The 21830-nt window shown below is 25.2% G+C and carries 18 protein-coding genes and 1 CRISPR repeat array; of the genes, 15 read left to right on the top strand and 3 right to left on the bottom strand.

From position 1 onward, the window contains the following. Positions 1 to 22 precede the first annotated feature (22 nt). Positions 23 to 334 carry a hypothetical protein gene (locus NG904_RS00480; protein WP_252229063.1) on the top strand — a complete coding sequence of 104 codons (312 nt, stop codon included), beginning with the start codon at positions 23 to 25 and terminating at the stop codon, positions 332 to 334. A gap of 80 nt (positions 335 to 414) precedes the next feature. Here the strand turns inward: NG904_RS00480 and NG904_RS17605 are convergent, their stop codons facing one another. Further along, positions 415 to 999, bottom strand: coding sequence for a tyrosine-type recombinase/integrase (locus tag NG904_RS17605; RefSeq protein WP_252229061.1), 585 nt, complete (start codon positions 997 to 999; stop codon positions 415 to 417). A gap of 19 nt (positions 1000 to 1018) precedes the next feature. Then, positions 1019 to 1354: a site-specific integrase gene (locus tag NG904_RS17600; RefSeq protein ID WP_252229059.1), complete on the bottom strand. Its 336-nt coding sequence runs from the start codon at positions 1352 to 1354 to the stop codon at positions 1019 to 1021. 165 nt (positions 1355 to 1519) lie between these two features. Between NG904_RS17600 and NG904_RS00465 the strand changes: the two genes are divergently transcribed. The 3 genes from NG904_RS00465 to NG904_RS00455 all read left to right on the top strand — a co-directional run bounded on the left by NG904_RS00465 (position 1520) and on the right by NG904_RS00455 (position 6038). Further along, on the top strand, positions 1520 to 3034 hold the full coding sequence (locus NG904_RS00465; RefSeq protein WP_252229057.1) for an RNA-directed DNA polymerase: 1515 nt from the start codon (positions 1520 to 1522) through the stop codon (positions 3032 to 3034). Positions 3035 to 3331: 297 nt separating this feature from the next. Beyond that, positions 3332 to 4342 (top strand): hypothetical protein, encoded by a 1011-nt coding sequence (locus NG904_RS00460; RefSeq protein WP_252229055.1) that lies wholly within the window; start codon positions 3332 to 3334, stop codon positions 4340 to 4342. Positions 4343 to 4514: 172 nt separating this feature from the next. Further along, on the top strand, positions 4515 to 6038 hold the full coding sequence (locus NG904_RS00455) for a hypothetical protein (RefSeq protein ID WP_252229053.1): 1524 nt from the start codon (positions 4515 to 4517) through the stop codon (positions 6036 to 6038). 96 nt (positions 6039 to 6134) lie between these two features. On the opposite strand, the gene NG904_RS00450 is transcribed toward NG904_RS00455, so the two are convergent. Beyond that, complete coding sequence (locus NG904_RS00450; RefSeq protein WP_252229096.1) at positions 6135 to 6269, bottom strand: hypothetical protein; 135 nt, start codon at positions 6267 to 6269, stop codon at positions 6135 to 6137. Positions 6270 to 6525: 256 nt separating this feature from the next. Between NG904_RS00450 and NG904_RS00445 the strand changes: the two genes are divergently transcribed. From NG904_RS00445 to NG904_RS00395, 11 genes are all read left to right on the top strand, one after another. Continuing rightward, positions 6526 to 6714: a hypothetical protein gene (locus NG904_RS00445; RefSeq protein WP_252229051.1), complete on the top strand. Its 189-nt coding sequence runs from the start codon at positions 6526 to 6528 to the stop codon at positions 6712 to 6714. 602 nt (positions 6715 to 7316) lie between these two features. Then, positions 7317 to 8225 (top strand): helix-turn-helix transcriptional regulator, encoded by a 909-nt coding sequence (locus NG904_RS00440; protein WP_252229049.1) that lies wholly within the window; start codon positions 7317 to 7319, stop codon positions 8223 to 8225. 87 nt (positions 8226 to 8312) lie between these two features. Beyond that, positions 8313 to 9050 carry a CRISPR-associated endoribonuclease Cas6 gene (gene cas6, locus NG904_RS00435; RefSeq protein ID WP_252229047.1) on the top strand — a complete coding sequence of 246 codons (738 nt, stop codon included), beginning with the start codon at positions 8313 to 8315 and terminating at the stop codon, positions 9048 to 9050. A gap of 11 nt (positions 9051 to 9061) precedes the next feature. Continuing rightward, the gene (cas8a1, locus tag NG904_RS17430; protein ID WP_252229045.1) at positions 9062 to 10744 is read left to right on the top strand and encodes a type I-B CRISPR-associated protein Cas8b1/Cst1; all 1683 of its coding nucleotides are present in this window, start codon (positions 9062 to 9064) and stop codon (positions 10742 to 10744) included. A gap of 2 nt (positions 10745 to 10746) precedes the next feature. After that, positions 10747 to 11628, top strand: coding sequence for a type I-B CRISPR-associated protein Cas7/Cst2/DevR (cas7i, locus tag NG904_RS00425; RefSeq protein ID WP_165415370.1), 882 nt, complete (start codon positions 10747 to 10749; stop codon positions 11626 to 11628). A 9-nt stretch (positions 11629 to 11637) separates the two neighbouring features. Then, positions 11638 to 12381 (top strand): type I-B CRISPR-associated protein Cas5b, encoded by a 744-nt coding sequence (gene cas5b, locus NG904_RS00420; RefSeq protein WP_165415371.1) that lies wholly within the window; start codon positions 11638 to 11640, stop codon positions 12379 to 12381. 63 nt (positions 12382 to 12444) lie between these two features. Then, entirely contained in the window at positions 12445 to 14772 is a 2328-nt protein-coding gene (cas3, locus tag NG904_RS00415) for a CRISPR-associated helicase Cas3' (RefSeq protein WP_252229043.1), read from the top strand. A gap of 79 nt (positions 14773 to 14851) precedes the next feature. Further along, positions 14852 to 15373: a CRISPR-associated protein Cas4 gene (cas4, locus tag NG904_RS00410; RefSeq protein ID WP_165415373.1), complete on the top strand. Its 522-nt coding sequence runs from the start codon at positions 14852 to 14854 to the stop codon at positions 15371 to 15373. After that, entirely contained in the window at positions 15373 to 16356 is a 984-nt protein-coding gene (gene cas1b / locus NG904_RS00405; RefSeq protein WP_165415374.1) for a type I-B CRISPR-associated endonuclease Cas1b, read from the top strand. Before cas4 ends, cas1b begins: the two co-directional genes overlap by 1 nt. Before the next feature lie 3 nt (positions 16357 to 16359). Next, the gene (gene cas2 / locus NG904_RS00400) at positions 16360 to 16623 is read left to right on the top strand and encodes a CRISPR-associated endonuclease Cas2 (RefSeq protein WP_165415375.1); all 264 of its coding nucleotides are present in this window, start codon (positions 16360 to 16362) and stop codon (positions 16621 to 16623) included. Positions 16624 to 16810: 187 nt separating this feature from the next. Continuing rightward, positions 16811 to 19803: a CRISPR direct-repeat array (repeat unit 29 nt; unit sequence GTTTTAGATTAACTATAAGGAATGTAAAT). 334 nt (positions 19804 to 20137) lie between these two features. After that, complete coding sequence (locus tag NG904_RS00395; protein WP_165415376.1) at positions 20138 to 21814, top strand: AAA family ATPase; 1677 nt, start codon at positions 20138 to 20140, stop codon at positions 21812 to 21814. Positions 21815 to 21830 lie beyond the last annotated feature (16 nt).

The raw sequence follows: 21830 nt of genomic DNA, 5'->3' as shown, positions 1-21830 counted from the left end.
TTAAATATAAGGAGAATTTTTTATGGAAATACACAATCATAATTTGAATATTCATTACTCATCACCGAAGTGTATATGGGATAAGTTGGTTGAACTATATACTGAGATGCCGGGATGGAGTGGATTTATTGATGGAATTCCTCATTGGTATGCACAAGATAATGACAAAAGAATAATTAATGCTTCAGTTGAACCTAGTGGTTTGCAATTTTATGCTGAGATGCATCAAGAAGAATGGAATATGTGGTTCGAAATGTTTAAGAAGGAAGCTTCAGCATTATTAGGTTTTGAAATAGGAGAACCAGAAGATGGGTTTGAGTTTCAAAATCTATAGATATTAAATTACATTTATCAAATTCCGATTATCCTTAGAATTATCTGCTATCATTATTAGGTAGCAGATAATAATTATGGTTAGTTAAACATCAGAGTTAATGGATTAGAATTTACAGCAGATTGTAATTGATGTTCATCAATATGAGTATAAATTTCTGTTGTAGCAACACTTTCATGTCCAAGAATTTGTTGTAATGAACGGATATCTACTTTGCCATATTTATACATAAGAGTAGCAGCAGTATGACGAAGTTTATGTGTTGATATAGATTTTGGATCAAGTCCAGAAGAAATAACATATTTCTTTACAATATTTAGGATAGCTTTAGTAGTAATGCGGTTATTATTTCTGGAAATAAATAGAGCATTATTGTTAATGTTCATAGAATTTCTAATATGCAACCAATCATTAATAGCTTTTTTAGCAGCAGGGGTAAGAAAAATTTTACGTTCTTTATTTCCTTTGCCAATTATAGAGAGAATATCATTATCTACTTGATCTATATTTAAGCTAGCAAGTTCAGATAATCTTAATGCACAATTTAGAAAAATAGTAATTATGCAATGATCTCTTGTGGATTTCTTAGATTCAAGTAATAAGCGGACTGATTCCTCTAAACTAAGATATTTAGGTAATCGTTTTGGTAATTTAGGAGTTTCCAATTCTTCAGCAATATTGTTATCAATAACATGTGCTTTCTTTGGTTTTTAGATATTTCCAAAATTGACGTATGGAAACTATTTTTCTTGCACGAGTACCTGCAGAAGCATTTAAAGATTTTTGACAATAGGAAATAAAGGAATACATATCTTGTAGAGTAATAGATTCTATAAAGTTTAAATTTACGAGTTCAAAGTTTGTATTAACAATATTAATATTACGTAAGTTAAGGATATAACTAAAAAACATAAGTAAATCTGTATGATATTCTAGGATTGTGTTTTCTGAGCGATTTTTTATTATAAGAAGATAATCTAAATATTGTTCAACTAATGGACAAGTTTTGTTTGATTGCATAATTAACACCTCTGTAAAAATTGTTGACAAAATTATAAGAAGATAAATATGAATACAATAGTAAACAGATAACTATTGTATTGGACTGATAATATACAGTTAAATAAAGATTTATTTATAAAAAATGAAATTGAAAGTGATATATGGAGGTTATAAAAGTACATAATGAATAGAAATTATAGAAGTATAGAAAAAGAAATGGCTGAAACAGGGTTCTTTTCTGAATATTTACCACCATGCTTTAACTTAGATCCAAAAGTATTCATGAGAGCCCCATCTGAGAATTGCGATTTAATTGAACCATATTCTTTTACGATGAGTAGGTATAACGGTAATGATGCCCGCCGTAGTATATTTATTCCTGAAATTGGCGCATATGTGGCTACTCGTAATTATATCAGACACGAGAATATCGTTAAAGAAATAATTCAATTTACTGAAACCGAAGAAGCATCATTTTCTCCTATTTTAGGCTCAAATGATAGCATTTTGAGACATGAACAATCATATAATGGAACTTCAAATAATTTAGGAAATATTTCTTCTAATTTTATTGAGAATATTGCTAAAAAGATTATTAAATCAACTGGAGCTAAGAAAATTTTAAAACTTGATATATCAAATTGTTTTTCTAGTTTTTACATGCATATGATTCCGGCAATTATGTTAGGAGTAGAAGGGGCAGATCAGGAATACAATAAATTTTTGAAAAATCCTGATGATGAAACAATTAGCCATACTTATAAAAAATATCGAAAACTAGATGAAGTTTATAGACGGCAGAACCTAAACAGAACCAATGGACTACTTTCCGGTCCGTTAACATCTAAAATGATTGCTGAAGGTATTCTCACTCGTATTGATAAGGAACTAAAAAGTGAAAAAATTAAATTTTCTCGTTATGTGGATGATTATGAAGTTTATCTTTTTGATGATAATGAGAAGATGATAATAAGCATTTTTACGAGAGTGCTTAAACGGTATGGATTTTCTCTCAATAATGAAAAGACAGAAGTGATTGATTTCCCATATTATGTAGCAGAAAATTTAGAAAAAATTTTTAAAAAATACAACAAAGAAAATATAGACACTTCTGATTTAATAGAATTATTTAATGCATATTTTATATTGGAAAAAAAAGGTACTAAAGGAGCCATAAGATATCTGCTCAAAACTTTAGAACAAAATCCGATAGAACAAACTGATTTCTCTTTATACAAGGCTTACCTGATAACAATTATTGAAAATAATGAACGCTCTTTATCAAAAGCCTGTTCATTATTTATTGAAAACAAAGAAAACTTGACACTAAATGAAGGTGAAATTTCTATTATTAAGGAAATGTTAGATAAACATATTAGTTTTGAACATGACTTAGAAGTACTATGGTTGTTATATTTATTGATTGAAACAGAAAATATTCAAATTGATGATTCACTCGTGCAACAAATTGTGGATAGCAAAAATGAACTGGCTCACATTATCCTTTTGAGGAAAGGGTTGTTTGGAGAAGAAAAGATAGACCAAGTAAGTAGTAAAGCTTCTTCTTGGATTCTTATTTATGAACTTTATGTTTCAGGATATATAACTAAGGAAATGTTTATATCCAAACTGAATCTAAATAAAAATTTACATATGTATAGATATCTTAAGGAACATAATATCCATTTTTGTGAGTAAGTTTAATATAATAAAAAATTTATAATTATAACTCATATAATAATATAAATGTTTTTGAACTGAATTAACTATTAATTATTTATATACGAGTTAGGCTAATAATAGTAATTTGGGAGTGTCATAGTGTATGAAATATCAAACTTTGTATAAAAACTTTTATCAGTTCACTATGATAAAAATATAAAATCATTATTACAGTTTTAAGTTATTTTTCTATTGAGTTTTAGTCAAACTTTATTAAAACTCACATTTTGCATTATTATATTTATAATTAATAAATCATAGATGGGAGAAAATATGATATTAAGCGATTTTGATAAAAAAGTAATTGATAAAATCATAAGCGAAGAAATAAATGATATAGCAAGCTTTATTAAATGGAAATATGATGATGAAAAGGTCACTATTGTTAATAGGTTGGGAAATATATTAGACTCTGAAAATAATAAGTATGGATTATCATTTTCATTTAAAAATTACGATAATAAAGATATTAATATTTATTCAGGGAATTTACCACAAAAAACTGATATTTATTGTATAGATAATTTAAATCCAATAGGTAGGTTTATATCGTTGTGGAAGAAATTGGAGAAAGAAGGATATATTTTTTCAACAAATGTTATATTAAATAGTACACAATTAGTATGCTATATGAAACGAGAAAAAAGTATTGATATTTCTTCTAATATGCATTTTAAAATAAAATCAGAAAAAATAGATAAATATAAAACAGAATACAAAAAAGCTCAAGAATCATTTTATGAAATTATTGAAAAAGTACATCCTGAATTATCAGCTGAAGAAAAGCAAGAGAGAACAGATGAAGGATTATCCAAGCTAATGGACTCTATTAAAATAGAGAATGAATATACATATAAAAGCATTAATAAATCAATAGATGATGTTATTGAAATTCCATATAAGGATAATTATTTTGACTTAATACAAAATGATGAATTAATTAACTATGTTGGCACTTATATAGATAAAACAATTATTCAATTAAATGAATTAAAAGAATTGAAAAATAATAAATATGAAAGTATTATGGACAGAAGATTTAAATCAGAAAGAAATGAAAGAAGAATTTCTCAAGTAGTAACTGTAATAATAGCTATTTTGTCTATTATTATTAATTTATACATTACATCAACTAATAATAATAGTCAAAAAGAGTTAAATAAAGAAATTGAAGAAACATACCAGTCTCAAGAAGATTTAAATAAGACAATTGAAAAATCATATCAATCTCAAGAAAAATTAAATAAAATGATTGAAAAATTATATCAAACTCAAGATAAATAAAATTTAGGAGAAAATTGAATAGTATAAATTGTGGATTGTAGTAAAACTAACTCAGTTAATATTAAAATTTCATAATTATTCCAAAGTAGGTGCTGTGATTATTCTAATTAGGCTAATAATGTAAAGTTAATAATTTATAAATACATAAAAATAATGTAGAGGTGGAATGCAGTTGGATAGTATTACTAATAGAAATAAGAAAAAATTTGAACAAACTGTAGAACAATATATGAAAAACAAGAATATTTATAAAAATAATTGGTGCTATTTATTACAAGGACTTTTTATCATATTTGAGGAGAAAGTATTCAATATTATGAATAAAAAAACAGCTCAATCCTTAATGCATACAGAATTGGATATTTTAAATAAAGCGGTAAAGTTAAGTTCTCAATATTGTACAGATACATGTAGAAAAGATGTTGAGTTAGTCAGGAAGATAGAGAATTTTTTCAATGATGTGTCAAAATATAATACACTAGAAAATTTATTTATACTTTCTGAAGAAGGTTTATTATCTATGAATATTAATAAACAAGAAGTTAATTTTGATAATGTATTAATTGATAGGCAAAAGCAGGTTTTGAATTTTTATAATAAATTAGAATATGTTCAAAGCATATGCAAAAGTTTCAGAAAAGAAACCTTAAAGATGAATAATCCAGAAAATCCTCTTCTTTATTGTTTTGAAAATGCTAAAATTATTTTAAACAGTATGAGAGAATTCTATGTGAATGAGGAATTCGATGGATTTAATATTGAAGAATATTATAATGTATATTTATCATTATATGCATATGCATGGATATTACAAAAAAGTCATAGATTAATGTATATAGAGAGCACAAAATTAATAGCTAAAATAGAAGAGTTGATAAACTATCCTGAAGAAAAAATTAAGAAAATATTATATATATTAACTTATCAAAAAAATCAAAAACTAGATATTATATGTACTCCTTTGTTTAAAGTAAACTCATCAGATGGGGAGGAATGCTATTTGTCACCACCGTCTTTATATATTTCAAGCAATATTGAGAGAAATGCATTAGTATTATTTAATCATAAATACAAAAAAATATTTAGTTATAAGGAAGAGTCAATGCAGAAAAGATTAAAAGCAAAACTATCTTGTTTTCAAAATTTAAAAATTACATTTAATATAAATCTATACAAGGAAAATGGTAGAGATAAGGAAACTGATATAGATATGGCAATATATGATACTCATTCAAAATCAATGTTGATCTGTGAATTGAAAAATTTTAATCGAGCTGATTCTGTAAATGAACATATTAATATTCAGGGACGTACTGAAAATCAACAGTTAAACAAGGCATTCACTCAAATAGATAAGATTAGAAAATATTATGAAATTAACTCAGATGCATTCGTTTCAAATTGTGGATCTGATAGCATTAATAATACTCTTAAAATAGTATATTTTATGGTAATATCGAAAAATAACTTGGGTTTTTATTCTAAAAATGATATTAAAGTCTTGGATGAATCTAATTTGTATCGTTTAATAGAAAAAAATAAAGGCAATTTGTATAATGTTATTTTTGATATTCAGAATGATGTATCTAATCCTATTGAAAGAAAAGATTTTATTATGAAGAATTTAAAATTTAATCTAGCAGGATATGATATAGAGTATCCGGATTATAGAATATTACATAAAGAGTTTGTTTAGAATATTTAAGGTGGCATAATTGCGAGTGTTTATAATATCAGGTCAATTAAACATTAGAGCTAATGGATTAGAATTTACAGCAGATTGTAATTGATGTTAATCAATATGAGTATAAATTTCTGTTATAGTAATGATCTCATGTCCAAGGATTTGTTGTAAAGAACGGATAACTTGATATATTTGTAATTTGTACATAAGAGTAGCAGTGTCACGAAGTTTATGTGCTGATATAGATTTAGGATTAAGTCCAAAAGAAATAATATATTTTTTACAATATTTTAGATAGCTTTAGTATTAATGCGGTTATTGTTTTTGAAAATGAATAGGGCATTATTGTTAATGTTCATAGAATTTCTAATGTGCATCCAATCATTAATATATATTTTTGCTAAAGGGGTAAGAAAAATTTTACGTTCTTTATTACCTTTGCTACCTATACACAGAATATGATTATATACAAAAATTGAAAGGTGTAATTGGTTATAGTTTGAATGATAAAAATAGTACAGGAATATGGAATACAATTATACAAATGAATTCATTCGGAGAAGAATTGTTTCCATCAAAATTAGTTAGTTTTTTAGAAACTGATAAAATAAAATCTGGAGAATGGCGTTTATTTCCAATATATAAGCTTGCTAAAAGAGGTAAACTCAACTTCTCATTATTCATATAATGCAGAATAAAAGATAGTAATCCTTAGAAAATAATTAATAAAAGAAAATAATTTAATGTATAAATATTAAAGCATGAAATGAGCATCAAAGTTTAATTCTGCACAGTATGTATAGAAGGCCTTTCATAGAATTTACAAGTAGCTAGTTCACATTATTAAATAAGAAACAATCAATAGCTTTTAAAAAGTATATTGGTTGTTTTTTATTTATATATAATAACGTTAAAGATGATATTAATGATCAGATTAATATGTTTGATGAAGAGAATAGTAATAAGTTATATATTAAAACAATAGATTCAATAATATTTAAGTATTTTAATCAATATAAAAACATAATAATGTTACTTTGGAACTTGCATTTCAAAAAGAATGTCAAGATCTATTAATTAATGTAATAAACTTTGTTAGCAAGAGTTTTGAGGAGATTAAAATCATATTGTAAATATAGATGAATATAATTTGAAGAAAATTATTGCAAACATTTACTTGGTTTAAATCTTATAAATGAACAAAAAGTAAAATAATACAAAATATGATATAATAGCATTAAAAATACAATTAAGTGAGGTAATATGAGCCATTTAGAAAATGTCCTTAAAATGTTATTTAAGCTAAAAAAGGGGATTATAATCAAAAGAAATGATTTAGCAAGAGAATTATGTGTAAGTGAAAAACAAATTACAAGGTACAAGCGTGATTTAGAGAGTTTGTTTACAATAGAATCAATCCTGGGTCCTAATGGCGGATATAGATTACTAGATTCGTATTTTCCATTTAAAGAATTACTAACTAAAGATGAAATAATGCTTTTACAATATTATGGAAAAGAAGTTCAGTATATAGATAACAAAGTACTATCTATAGCATTAAATAAAATTAATTATTCAATATTAAAAGATAATAGTAGCGAATCCACAGAAATAATACCATATTCTCGAATAAATAATGATGGAGCAGATATAAAGGATATACAAAATAAATTATACGAAGCAATATTAAATAAAAATGTAGTTTTAATAACCTATGGATCAAATGAAGGAAAGCAAACAAAAAGAAGAATTCAGCCATATAAGATATTTATTTATAAAGGACAATCCTATGTTATAGCAAAATGCCTATTGAAAAATGAAGTGAGAATTTTTAAATTGGTAAGGATTACTGAATGTATAGTTACGAGTAAACAATTTGAAAGAGAATTTGATGTTGAAGCTTATATAAATGAACTTAGAAATAATAGTATAGGGATTTTTGGAGGAAAAGAATACAAACTTAAATTAGAAATTTGCCCACCTATGTCAAATACAATAAAAGAACGAATTTGGATAGATAATCAAATTGTTACTAAATTAAAAAATGGAAATATATTATTTGAAGCAAAAATGAGAGGTGGTCCAGAAATAATTTCTTGGATATTATCTATGAGAAGTTGTGTTAAAGTTATTGAACCGCAGATATTGAAAGATGAAATTGAAGAAGAATTAAAAAAAATGATGAAAAAATTAAAATAAATTTATAATAGGTACCATTAATGTCCTCAACTATTTTTATAATAATATTAATAGATAGACATTAGCTAGGTGAATGGAGGAAAAAAGATGAGATTTAAGATTATTCTTAATGCATTAGATAATAAAATTCCTATAGGAAATAGATTTATGATATGCAGTTTATTAAAAAATGCTATTGAAAAAGGAGATAAAAAGTTATTTAATGAAATGTATTATTTTCAAGATAAAAAAAATAAGAAAATAAAGGATTTTACATTTGCTATATATTTAAATGATTATGATGTTAAAGAATCTTATATTGATGTGTATGGAGATATTTCAGTAACAATTACTACTCCTAATTATAATTTTGGTATAGCACTTTATAATGGATTATTATCAATAAAAGAGTTTAACTATAAAGAAAAATATAGCTTAGCAATTAAGAAAATAATTTTACTTAAAGAAAATAAAGTTAAAAATAATGAAATTAAATGTAAAACGTTATCTCCAATTTATATAAAGGATAAAGATAATAAACCAGTAGAAATACAGAATGATAATTTTGAAGAATTAATAAACTATATTTCGGATCTGTATTTAAAATCATATAGGGGTTATGGGTTAAGAGAAAAACTGAAATTTAAACCTATTTCAATGAAAAAAGTAGTAGTAAAAGAAGAAATATCTAGATTTAAGGAACAAACTAAAAAAGATTATATATTCATAAATGCATATAAAGGTATATTTAACTTAATAGGAGATATTGATGATTTAAATATATTGTTACAATCAGGCATTGGGTTTAGAAGAAGTGAAGGCTTCGGTTTGATTGATTTAATATAGGAGGTGAAATTGTGAGTTTAGTAAAAATAGAAATAGGAGACTGGTTAAAAAATGCTTCAATTGTTGGATTATTAAAAGTGTTGGAACATAAAAAGCAAAGTATTAATGAAGTAAATATTCAAAAAAATTATATTGAGTTTGATACATCAATGTTAGAGGGCTTTGAAGATGCATATTTCCAAGTATTATTTAAAGAACATGTAAAAAGCATTTCTTGGTTTAAATTAGTTAGCTATATGGATGAAGTCAATTTTATAGAGGAAAATGAAATAACAGAAAAAAGTATAGATAGACTGAATGAAATTATAGATAACATAAAATTAATGATTAAATCTGCAAGTTATCAAAGTGCCTATGAAATTTTAGATGATGATAATGATAAAATTTGGATATTAAATAAAGAAAAAGAATTAATTAAAATAAAACATAAGAAGAAATATAATCCTTTGGATTTTAAAGAAGAAGTTTTAGAGCAAATAGCTATTATTAAGGATATAATTAATTGGTTTAAGAAGCCAGAAGTTAAAAGATTTATAATCGCAAAGAATGTTATGTATGAAGTTATTCAACCATTTTGGAATAATGTAAGCATTTTATTAAAAACAAATAATAAATCAAATATGTATGAACTTTATAAACAAGACTTTATAGATAATTTTATAAATTATTCTGAAAGTGATAAAAGTAAAAATAAATATAACTGTTTTACTTGTAACAATAAGATAAAAAAATTAAGTAAACCTGAAGCATTTGATTTAACATGGCTAGTAAAAACTGGTGTAGATATGTCTAGAAAGTCATCACATTTTTGGAACATGAATGGTGATGCCTATATATGTCCAATATGCAATTTAGTGTATTCATGTTTGCCATTAGGATTTATAGTCAAAAAGAAAAAAGGAATTTTTATAAATAACAATCAAAACATAAAAGCATTGAAACAATGTAATATTGTGGCTACCAATTATGAAGATAAAAAATATGAAGAAATAGAAAATTTATCCTACTATAATATTTTAAATTCTATGGAAAATGTAAGCATAGAAAATATTGAGAAGGAATTTGAAAATATTCAGGTGGTTAAAATCGATGGTAATAACGATAGAAGACCATATAGTTTTAATATTCTTTCACCAAGACTTATGAAAATTTTATATTTTAATAGAAAAAATTTAGAAAGTCTCATTAAAATTAGAGTTAAGATAACAGAAAAATATTATTTAAATTTATATGATGAGGTAATACGCAGAATATATGACGGAAAAAATTTACTAGATTTGATTCACAAATTATTAATTATGTATTTAGATGACAAAAAGTTTAAAGGAATAAACATTATTTATAAAATGTTAAAGATAAACAGTTCATTAATGGGAGGTAAAGATATGATGAGACAAGAAGATATAAATAACTTTAGAAATTATGGAATTAGGCTTAAAGAAGCTTATGAAAATAAGAATGCAAAATCAAAATTATCAGGAATTTCATATAGACTTTTAAATGCAATAAAAACAAAAGATACAGGAAAATTTATGGATACAATATTAAATGCTCATATGTATATGAGAATGGAGTTACCCAAAGAATTAGGACTAGCTTTAAGGGATAATGATAAATTACAAAACATTGGATATGCATTTGTTTTAGGCTTACAAAGTGAATCATTAAAAAAAGAAAATGAAGGAGAGAATTAGAGATGAAAAATGTAAAAGGATTAACTTTAAGTTTTATTTTTGAAGCAGAAAGTGCTAACTATGGTGAAGGAATTGGAAATGTAACATCACTAAAGAAGATTTCAAGAGATGGTGGAAGAGCTTATAGTTACATTTCAAGACAAGCATTAAGATATAATATTATAAATCAAATGAAAGTAGACAATACACCATTAGCTTTAGATGGAGAAGTTCTTCAATTTCATCCTGATGCAAGTGTTAAAGATTATCCTGAAATAGACTTATTTGGATATATGAAAACACAAAAACCAGTTAAAACAAGAGCAGCAGTTGCAAGGTTATCTAATGCAGTAGCACTTGAAACATTCAATGCAGATTTAGATTTTTTAACTAACAAAGGATTACTAGACCGATATAATGAAAATACAGAAAAGAAAAAAGATGGAGGAAATATAGCGCAAAGTGAAATCCATAAATCTTATTATACTTATACAATTACGCTTGATCTTGACAAAGTTGGTGTAGATAAGAATGATGGTGTTGAAATTGAAAATTCAGAAAAAGCAAAGAGAGTTAATGATTTATTAGATGTTATTAAATTTTTATACAGAGATATAAAAGGTAGAAGAGAAAATTTATCACCTTTATTTGCAATAGGAGGTGTTTATTCTATAAAAAATCCTTTCTTTGAAAATAGAATAAAATGTTACAATAATAGAATTCAAATTGATGCTATAAAAGATATATTAAACTTAGATAAGGAAATAAAAGAAAATACTAATGTGGGATTATTAAATGGTATATTCTCAAATAATGACGAAATAAATAAAGAATTAAATGCAGTAGAAATGGGAGAATTCTTTGACAGAATTAAGAGCGATATAAATGCATACTATGAAGAGTAGGTGTTAATAGTGAATAAAAAGAGAGCTGTAAGATTAGAAATATATCAAAATCTTGTAAATTATAAAAAGCCAACAAGTTTTCAATTAAAAGAAAGTTATCCACTTCCACCTCCATCAACTGTTATAGGAATGGTTCATTTTGCTTGTGGATATAAAGAATATCATGATATGGATGTATCAATTAAAGGGAATTTTAATTCAAGAGTATATGATTTATATACTAGATATGAATTTGCAGGTGCTAGCTATGAGGATAAGAGGCATCAATTAGCTTTGTTAAGCAATGATGGAAAAACTTATGGAGTAACTAGGGGAGTAGCTACATCAGAATTATTAGTAGATGTTAATTTAGTACTTCATATTTGTCCTAAAAATCAAGAGGAAGTACAAGAAATATATGAAAATTTTAAATTTCCTAAAGAATATATATCACTTGGAAGAAGAGAAGATTTAATTCAAATAAAAAATGTTGAAATAGTTGAGTTAGAAGAAGAATATGAAGATGATGATGAAATAGTAGATAAAAGAATGAATATGTATGTACCTATGCAAAAGATAGAAAATAGAGAAGTAGAATCAAAAGCTACTGTATATACTTTAAACAAAACATATACAAAGAAAACAATAAAAAAAGATACTGAAGTTAGAAGTTGGGAACGTGTTAAAGTTGCTTATTGTGTTGCAGATAAAACTAGTGTAGGGTATACAGATGTCTATAAAGACAGTAATAAGGAAATAGTATTTTTAATTTAGAAATGAAAAAGGACTATTGGATAATAAATATTTATCTAATAGTCCTTTATTTAGAGGTGAAGCATGAAAAATTTATTTTTAGCAAAAAGCAACCCAAGAGAAAGTATAGTAGAACATACAGAAAAACTCATAGAAGCATATGAAACTTTAAGAAAAACATACCCTAACATAGAAAATTTGAATTGGAATTTGTTAAAACTTGCATGTATATATCATGATTTAGGTAAAATGAGTACAAAATTTCAAAATAAGATAGTAAAAAACATAAATAGAGATCTTGAAAAGAGAGAATGTAGTGAAAGATTGTCTTTACTTGAAGATGAATTTGAAGATATAGAAGAAATACCACATGGATATTTAAGTAATGCATTTATACCATTTGAATATTTAGAAGAGAATTTTAATAATGAAGAAATAAGGATATTATACGAAAGTATTTTTTATCATCATAATAGAGAACATTTGGAAGGGGAAAGAAGGAAAGAATTAAAGATTATTATAGAGAAAGATTTGAATAAATATTTAGACCAATTTATTTATGAAAGATTAGTTTGTAGCACTGATAGAATAAAGCTAAATAATGGATTTATGAAATTCCTTAGAAACAGAGTTTTAGATGATTATAGCATTTTAAATGATGAAGAATATGAGATAGCAAGCAAATTTATCATGACTAAAGGATTATTAAATAAAATAGATTATGCTGCCAGCAGCAATGTGAAGATAGAAATTTCACCAGGAAATTTAGAAGAATTAACAAAAAAATCATTAGAACCCTATAAAATAAATGAACTTCAGCAATATATGAAAGAAAATTCACAAGAAAATTTAATAATAAAAGCATCAACAGGAATAGGAAAAACAGAAGGAGCACTGATGTGGATAGGAAATAACAAAGGATTCTTTACTCTACCACTTAGAGTTTCTATAAATTCAATATATGATAGAGTAGCTAGTAAAATAAAATATGGTAAACATAGAACAGGATTATTACATTCTAATAGTGCTTCAGAGTATATGAAAAGAAATGAAAATGGTACTATAGATAAAAAATATTTAGATACAACTAAGCAACTATCATTGCCACTAACAATTTGTACATTAGATCAATTAATTGGTTTTATATTTAAATATGAAGGCTTTGAACTAAAACTTGCTACTTTGAGTTATTCAAAAGTTATAATAGATGAAATTCAGATGTATTCTTCAGAAATGATTGCATACTTAATTATAGCTATTAGAGATATAGTTAAAATGGGAGGAAAGTTTGCAATAGTGACAGCTACATTTCCACCTATATTTGAGCATTTTATGAATTATGCAGGACTTGTTAAAAACGTGGACTATAAAATTCCACCAAAAGCATTTTTAAAGAAAAACAATGATCAGGTTATGCTAAGACACAAAGTGAGAGTTTGGAAAGATGATATAGATGCTAAATTTATTTATGAAAATTATAACAAGCAAAAAGTTTTAGTGATTGTAAATACAGTGAAAGCTGCACAAAAACTTTATGAAGATTTAGAAAAATATAATGATATTAAAAACAATATATTCATGTTTCATAGCAGATATACTCAGGAATATAGGTCAAAAAAAGAAACAACTATTTTTGAAAATGGTCAACTTAAAAACAAGTTTTCAGGTATATGGATTACTACTCAAGTTGTAGAAGCAAGTTTAGATATAGATTTCGATGTACTTTATACAGAATTATCAGATATAAGTGGTCTTTTACAAAGAATGGGTAGGGTTTATAGAAATAGAATTCTTGATACCGATAAAGTAAACATAAATGTATTTGTTGGAAGTAATAAACTGCCTTCTGGAATACATGATAGCATGAGTAATTATGAGTCAATAATTGATATAGATATATTTAATAAATCTAAGGAAGCAATTTTAAAATATGATGGTTTAAAATTAGATGAAGAAGAAAAAATGCTATTAGTAGAAGAAGTTTATTCAGTGAAAAATTTAAAAGAATCAAAATATTTTAATAATATAAAAAATACAATAAATGTATATAATGAGTTGATACCATATGATCTTAAAAAAAATGAAGCAAAGCTAAGAAATATATTATCTGAAACTGTTATACCTGAAGATGTATACAAAAATAATAAAGAAGAAATAAATAAAATATTAGATGATATTAATAAAACTAATGCTTATGATGAAAAAATTAGATTGAAAGATGAGCTAATGAAAAAAACTGTTACTATATCATCATCTATGTTTGATAGCATACAAAGAAATGGCGGAAAATTAGAAGAAATAGAACTTAGTAAGTATCAAACCATTTATATAGTTCTTGGAAATTATTCTTTTAAAAAGGGATACGAAGTATATAAAAAAGAAAAAAGTTTTTCAGAAAATCAATTTTTATAATTAATTAGGTATAAAAAATGTCCTTAATTGATGTTAGTATTCAATTAAGGACATTTTTAATTATTCTCAGGAGGTAAAAATGGATTATAATTTTGAAGAATATAAGGTACAGGGAACAAAGTTCAATTATTATTTTGTTTGCAAAAGAAAATTGTGGCTATTTTCAAAAGGTATTTCAATGGAAGATGGCAATGATAAAATTCAAGAAGGAAAAATAGCTCATGAATATTCCTACAAGAATAAAGAAAAGAATAAGGAAAAACTAGTTGATGAATTAATTAAGATTGATATAGTAGAAAAAGATGAAATAAGAGAGGTAAAATTATCTAGTAAAATGAAAGATTCTGATAGAATGCAATTACTATACTATTTATTTTATCTAAAACAGCTAGGTATAAATAAAAAAGGAACATTGAATTATGTAAAAGAAAGAAAAAAAGAAGAAGTAATTCTTAAAAAAGAGGATGAAATTAAAATTGTAGAGGTTTTAAAAAATATAAAAATAGTATTAAACTTAAAATATCCACCAAAAGTTGAAAAATTTAATTACTGCAAAAAATGTTCTTATTATGAGTACTGTTATATAAAGGAGGAAGAATAGTGGGTAAAGATTATTATATTTTTTCAAATGGAAGGATTAAAAGAAAAGATAATACTATATATTTTATAGATGAAGATAGTAATAAAAGAGGATTACCAATAGAGGATATTGAAAGATTACATCTATTTGGAGAAATAGATATGAATACTAAGTTTTTAAATTATATTTCTAAGTATAGAATGTTAATAAGTATATACAACTATTATGGTTTCTATAGTGGAACATATTATTCTAGAAAAAAGAATGTATCTGGTATATTATTGGTTAATCAATCAGAAGCTTATACTAATAAGAATGTTAGATTAAGTATTGCTAAATGTTTTATAGATTCAGCATTTCATCATATATTGAGAAATTTGAGAAGACATGATAGTATACCAAAAGAATTAATTTATGGAATTGTAATTGAAAGAAAAAATATTAACGATGCAAAAACAATAGAAGAATTAATGGGAGCAGAAGGAAGAGGAAGAAAAAAATATTATGAATCATTCAATTATTTTCTGAAAAATGAATTTTATTTTAACAGAAGGCAAAAAAGACCACCAACAGATCCAATAAATGCATTAATATCATTTGGTAATTCTATGATGTATACAACAACATTAGGAGAAATATACAAAACACAACTAGATCCTACAATAAGTTATTTACATGAACCATCAACAAGAAGATTTTCGTTAAGTCTGGATATTTCGGAGATTTTTAAACCTCTTATTGTAGATAGTGTTATATTCACATTAATAAATAAGAATATGATTACATCAAAAGATTTTAACATAGAAAATGGATTGTGTTACTTAAATGAAGATGGGAAGAAAAAATTTATAAGAGAATATGAAAATAAGTTATCAACAACAATAAAACATAGAACATTAAATAGGAAAGTTTCATATAGAACATTAATAAAACTTGAGTGTTATAAATTAATTAAGTATTTAATTGAAAATGAAAAATATAAAGCGTTAAAGGCATGGTGGTAAATGATGTTTGTTATAGTAACTTATGATGTAGGTGAAAAAAGAGTTAGCAAGGTAAGAAAAAAATTGAAGATGTATTTAACATGGACACAAAATTCTGTTTTTGAAGGTGAAATAACAAATGCTAAATTAAAAAAATGTTTATCAGAACTTAGCTTAATATTGGACAAAGATGGAGATTCACTATATATATACAAAGTAAAAAATAATAATAATATAGAAAAAAATGTTGTTGGAGAGTTAAAAAGTTATGATAATATGTTTTTATAAACATAATTGCAGTAAACCCAATTTAATTAAAATTAGGTGTGAATCGTTGAATTTACAAAGCTGAATAGACATTTTACTATATGTTAAAAAATGTTATTGTATATTTACTGCAATTTATATCAAGAAATGTTATAATAAGTACTATAAAATGGCTTAGATAGGAACAATATTTCTACTATTTTTCGGGGTTTTAGATTAACTATAAGGAATGTAAATTATAGAGATGTTAGTGTTCCAGTTCAAAATCCAGTTGTTTTAGATTAACTATAAGGAATGTAAATTTAATATTACAATGCCATCCATAGCTATTATTACATGTTTTAGATTAACTATAAGGAATGTAAATTTTCCTATTATTAATATGTCAGTTCCTTCGATATATGGTTTTAGATTAACTATAAGGAATGTAAATTTTTGTATTTAGCTTCATAAAGTCCAGGAACTTCTACGTTTTAGATTAACTATAAGGAATGTAAATTCTTCTGAATCCATCCAGCAAACACCATAACATCCAGTTTTAGATTAACTATAAGGAATGTAAATATACCAGCGAAGATTTTAGAAGCCTTAGCACAACTTAGTTTTAGATTAACTATAAGGAATGTAAATTGTAGGCATTAGATTTTATTAAATCTAATCTATTTAGTTTTAGATTAACTATAAGGAATGTAAATAATTTCATCGCACTTAGAATGAGAAACCCTATATACTGTTTTAGATTAACTATAAGGAATGTAAATAATCATATTTTAATAAGTCCTCAAAATTATGCTTATGTTTTAGATTAACTATAAGGAATGTAAATTCTTTTATACCCGGTATAGTAACAGAACCAGTATTATGTTTTAGATTAACTATAAGGAATGTAAATCCTATTACATCAGGAGCAACTGGAATTGCAACTGTATCGTTTTAGATTAACTATAAGGAATGTAAATTTTCTCATCATACAAGCTAAGCGTAGCCAAATTGGATTTTAGTTTTAGATTAACTATAAGGAATGTAAATAAGTTTCACATGAATCTAAAATCATACTGTAAAGTGTTTTAGATTAACTATAAGGAATGTAAATTTTTAAAAAGGATATGAAGATTGCTTTATGTATATAAGTTTTAGATTAACTATAAGGAATGTAAATAAGAGTTGAAAATGGACGATATGGTTGATGGAGATTTGTTTTAGATTAACTATAAGGAATGTAAATTATTTTGCTATTGCCAGGTAACCGAAGGGCTTTAGTGTTTTAGATTAACTATAAGGAATGTAAATGGAGTAAGAATTGAAGAAACTGAAACTATTACAGTTAGTTTTAGATTAACTATAAGGAATGTAAATTTTTAATCCTAAACTAAAAGGATTCTTTTTGGCATTTTGTTTTAGATTAACTATAAGGAATGTAAATCTTCTTGTAGGAGCAATAACACATAATGTTAAATTCCGTTTTAGATTAACTATAAGGAATGTAAATAAGCTTTAGTAAAAGAATAAAAAAACTTTCGCATGCACGTTTTAGATTAACTATAAGGAATGTAAATATGATACTATGTATTCATTAGATTCATAATATCCATTGTTTTAGATTAACTATAAGGAATGTAAATTTAAAATTATTTTTCAATTTAATATCACCCTTTAATAGTTTTAGATTAACTATAAGGAATGTAAATTTATACAAATTATCTGTATATAAATAAAATTCTCGTTTTAGATTAACTATAAGGAATGTAAATTATGCTAAACAATTCGTAACATGGTTTACTGCTAAAAGTTTTAGATTAACTATAAGGAATGTAAATCATAATCAGACATTTGAAAAAGTGAGGTGTTAACTATAGTTTTAGATTAACTATAAGGAATGTAAATTCTTCTTTTTCTGTAGCATCATCTTTATGGAAGTTAGTTTTAGATTAACTATAAGGAATGTAAATGCAAACTGGAACTCATACTCTTTTTCACTTGAACTAGTTTTAGATTAACTATAAGGAATGTAAATTAGAGCCACTCTGCTAGGGGAAGGCAAAAAGAGAGAGTTTTAGATTAACTACAAGGAATGTAAATTACATATGCAGTGATTTTCCATATTTCTTAACCCTGGTTTTAGATTAACTATAAGGAATGTAAATTCTATTCCTGGAGAAGGAGATGGAGGTATAAGTATTCGTTTTAGATTAACTATAAGGAATGTAAATAATTCCAAATAAAATTGTGCCATACCTTCATAAATTGTTTTAGATTAACTATAAGGAATGTAAATAAAGGAATACTTTATAGAACAGTAGATGTAACATATGGTTTTAGATTAACTATAAGGAATGTAAATTTGTGGAATGTTCCACCAAGACCCATTCTTGAGCCAGGTTTTAGATTAACTATAAGGAATGTAAATTCAATAAAGCTTCCATAGATGGTGGCAACTCATTTGCGTTTTAGATTAACTATAAGGAATGTAAATGTTATATCAGCTATTTCAAAAGGCTTTAAATCAATAGGTTTTAGATTAACTATAAGGAATGTAAATTAACAAGGCGTTAAACTGTTAGAACATACTTAAAGCAAGTTTTAGATTAACTATAAGGAATGTAAATATTGCAGGACAATTAGGAAATGAAGAAGTTGTGAGAGGGTTTTAGATTAACTATAAGGAATGTAAATTTTATATCAATGATACTTATTGGTATTTGGATTATAGGTTTTAGATTAACTATAAGGAATGTAAATTTTTGTGAAAACTTTCAAGTATAATTTTCTATTTTGTGTTTTAGATTAACTATAAGGAATGTAAATTATTCAGTAGATGGAATCCTAGGCGGGCCTAATGGTGTTTTAGATTAACTATAAGGAATGTAAATCTCCAGGAATAGTAACATCTCCCTCTCCCGTACCCTCGTTTTAGATTAACTATAAGGAATGTAAATCAAGATTTACATGTACTCAATCTACCCAAAACATCACCGTTTTAGATTAACTATAAGGAATGTAAATTTAACAATTTCATTGAGTTTTAAAAATGATATTTTAGGTTTTAGATTAACTATAAGGAATGTAAATTAGTCATTCCCTTTTCCACAGCTTACGATTGCATATCGTTTTAGATTAACTATAAGGAATGTAAATCTCAAATTAAGGACTTAGAAAAGGAACTAGAGAAAGAGTTTTAGATTAACTATAAGGAATGTAAATAATATAATAATAGATGGTTTAAAAATAGAAGATTTAGGTTTAGATTAACTATAAGGGGAATGTAAATGCTAAATTTACACAAGGAGTAGTCTTACCAACTCCTCGTTTTAGATTAACTATAAGGAATGTAAATCAAAATACCCAATTAATATCTGTTCTTCCCCTAGTATTTTTAGTGCAGTTTTAAAGAGGAGATATTTAAGGTGTTTGATTTTTTAATATGGTGACATAGGATATTAGATGGTTTTAGGTTTAATAATAAGAAGCTTTTGGATATAATAGAGATAATACAATTGATTACTATAATGTATAAGTTAAAAAATGGAGGTTTGTTATGAATTTAAAGGCACTACCAATAGGAGTAGATAATTTTGAAAAATTAATAACGAGAGATTATTATTATATAGATAAAACATTATTAATAAAAGATTTACTAGACAATAAAGCAGACGTGAATTTATTTACAAGACCAAGAAGATTCGGAAAAACTTTAAATATGAGTATGCTTCAATATTATTTTGAAAAGAGAGAAGAAAATAATTCTTATCTTTTTGAAAATCTAAATATAATGGAGGCAGGAGAAGAGTATGTTTCTCATATGGGACAGTATCCTGTAATTAATCTTTCTTTGAAATCTGCAAAGCAACCTAATTTTGAATTAGCGTATATTTCTATTGCAAGAAGAATAGCAGAAGAATATAAGAGACATGAATATATATTAAAAAGTGAAAATTTAAAAAATGAAAAAGAAAGGTTTTTAAAAATATTAAAAGAGCAAGGTGATGAAGGAGATTACACTGACTCAATATTTTTTCTTAGTCAATGTTTAGAAAAGTATCATAACAAAAAAGTAATAATACTTATTGATGAATATGATGTACCTCTTGAAAATGCGTTCTTTGAGGGCTTTTATGATAAAATGATAGCATTTTTAAGATCACTTTTTGAATCAGCTTTAAAAACAAATTCTTCTTTAGAGTTTTCTGTAATAACAGGTTGTTTAAGAATTAGTAGAGAAAGTATATTTACAGGACTTAACAATTTAGAAATTATATCAATTTTAAATAAATCATATGATGAATACTTTGGATTTACTCAAGAAGATATAAATAAAATGCTTGAAGATTATAATTTAAGCGATAAGGGAGCATTAATCAAAGAATGGTACAATGGTTATATTTTTGGTGATGCTAAAGTTTATAATCCCTGGAGCGCTGTACGATTCGTAAAAGATTTAAAAATTAACAATAATGTATTTCCATCATCTTATTGGGCAAATACAAGTTCAAATAGTATTGTTAAGAGTTTAATTGAAAGAGCTGATAGTGTAACAAAACGTGAAATAGAGTCATTAATTGAGGGAAAAACTATAGAAAAAAAGGTTCATGAAGATATAACTTATAATGAAATGTATGATAGTATGGATAATTTGTGGAACTTTATGTTCTTTACGGGTTACTTCAAAAAAGTAAGTGAAAGAATGGATGAAGAAGATAATCGCTATATAACTCTTAAAATACCTAATAAAGAAGTTAAATATATTTTTAAAAACAAAATATTAAAGTGGTTTCATGATAAAGTTAAAGTAAAAGATTTATCTACAATGTATAGTGCTATTTTTAATAAAGATGCTCAAACCTTTCAAAAAGAATTAAATGCAATGCTTAGACAAACTATAAGTTTTAATGATGCTTATGAAAATTTCTATCATGGATTTACTCTTGGCGTATTAGCTAATATGCATGACTTTTTAGTGAAGTCTAACAGAGAAGCCGGAGATGGCAGAAGTGATATATTTATAAAATCACTTTCAATATTTGAGCCATGCGTCATATTAGAACTTAAAGTATGTGATAAACCTAAAGATATTTTTAAGAAATGTGATGAAGCATTAGCACAAATTGATGCAAAAAATTACGAAGAAGAACTTAAAGAAGAAGGATATGAAAATATAATAAAGTATGGTATTTCATTTTATAGAAAAGATTGTGTAATAAAAGTTAAAGAATAGAATTGAGGGACGAAGA

Source organism: Clostridium sp. ZBS15 (genome assembly GCF_023845705.1).
Lineage (GTDB): Bacteria > Bacillota > Clostridia > Clostridiales > Clostridiaceae > Clostridium > Clostridium aquiflavi.
Note: the sequence above shows the minus strand (reverse complement) of the source record. Positions and strands in the feature narration are given on the sequence as shown.

Bases quoted from the DNA above. Each gene is read 5' to 3' on its own strand.
- cas4 (WP_165415373.1), top strand. From the start codon at position 14,852: ATGGATTATAATTTTGAAGAATATAAGGTACAGGGAACAAAGTTCAAT.
- NG904_RS00480 (WP_252229063.1), top strand. From the start codon at position 23: ATGGAAATACACAATCATAATTTGAATATTCATTACTCATCACCGAAG.
- NG904_RS17600 (WP_252229059.1), bottom strand. From the start codon at position 1,354: ATGCAATCAAACAAAACTTGTCCATTAGTTGAACAATATTTAGATTAT.
- NG904_RS00465 (WP_252229057.1), top strand. From the start codon at position 1,520: ATGAATAGAAATTATAGAAGTATAGAAAAAGAAATGGCTGAAACAGGG.
- cas6 (WP_252229047.1), top strand. From the start codon at position 8,313: ATGAGATTTAAGATTATTCTTAATGCATTAGATAATAAAATTCCTATA.
- cas2 (WP_165415375.1), top strand. From the start codon at position 16,360: ATGTTTGTTATAGTAACTTATGATGTAGGTGAAAAAAGAGTTAGCAAG.
- NG904_RS00440 (WP_252229049.1), top strand. From the start codon at position 7,317: ATGTTATTTAAGCTAAAAAAGGGGATTATAATCAAAAGAAATGATTTA.
- cas7i (WP_165415370.1), top strand. From the start codon at position 10,747: ATGAAAAATGTAAAAGGATTAACTTTAAGTTTTATTTTTGAAGCAGAA.
- NG904_RS00395 (WP_165415376.1), top strand. From the start codon at position 20,138: ATGAATTTAAAGGCACTACCAATAGGAGTAGATAATTTTGAAAAATTA.
- NG904_RS00460 (WP_252229055.1), top strand. From the start codon at position 3,332: ATGATATTAAGCGATTTTGATAAAAAAGTAATTGATAAAATCATAAGC.
- cas3 (WP_252229043.1), top strand. From the start codon at position 12,445: ATGAAAAATTTATTTTTAGCAAAAAGCAACCCAAGAGAAAGTATAGTA.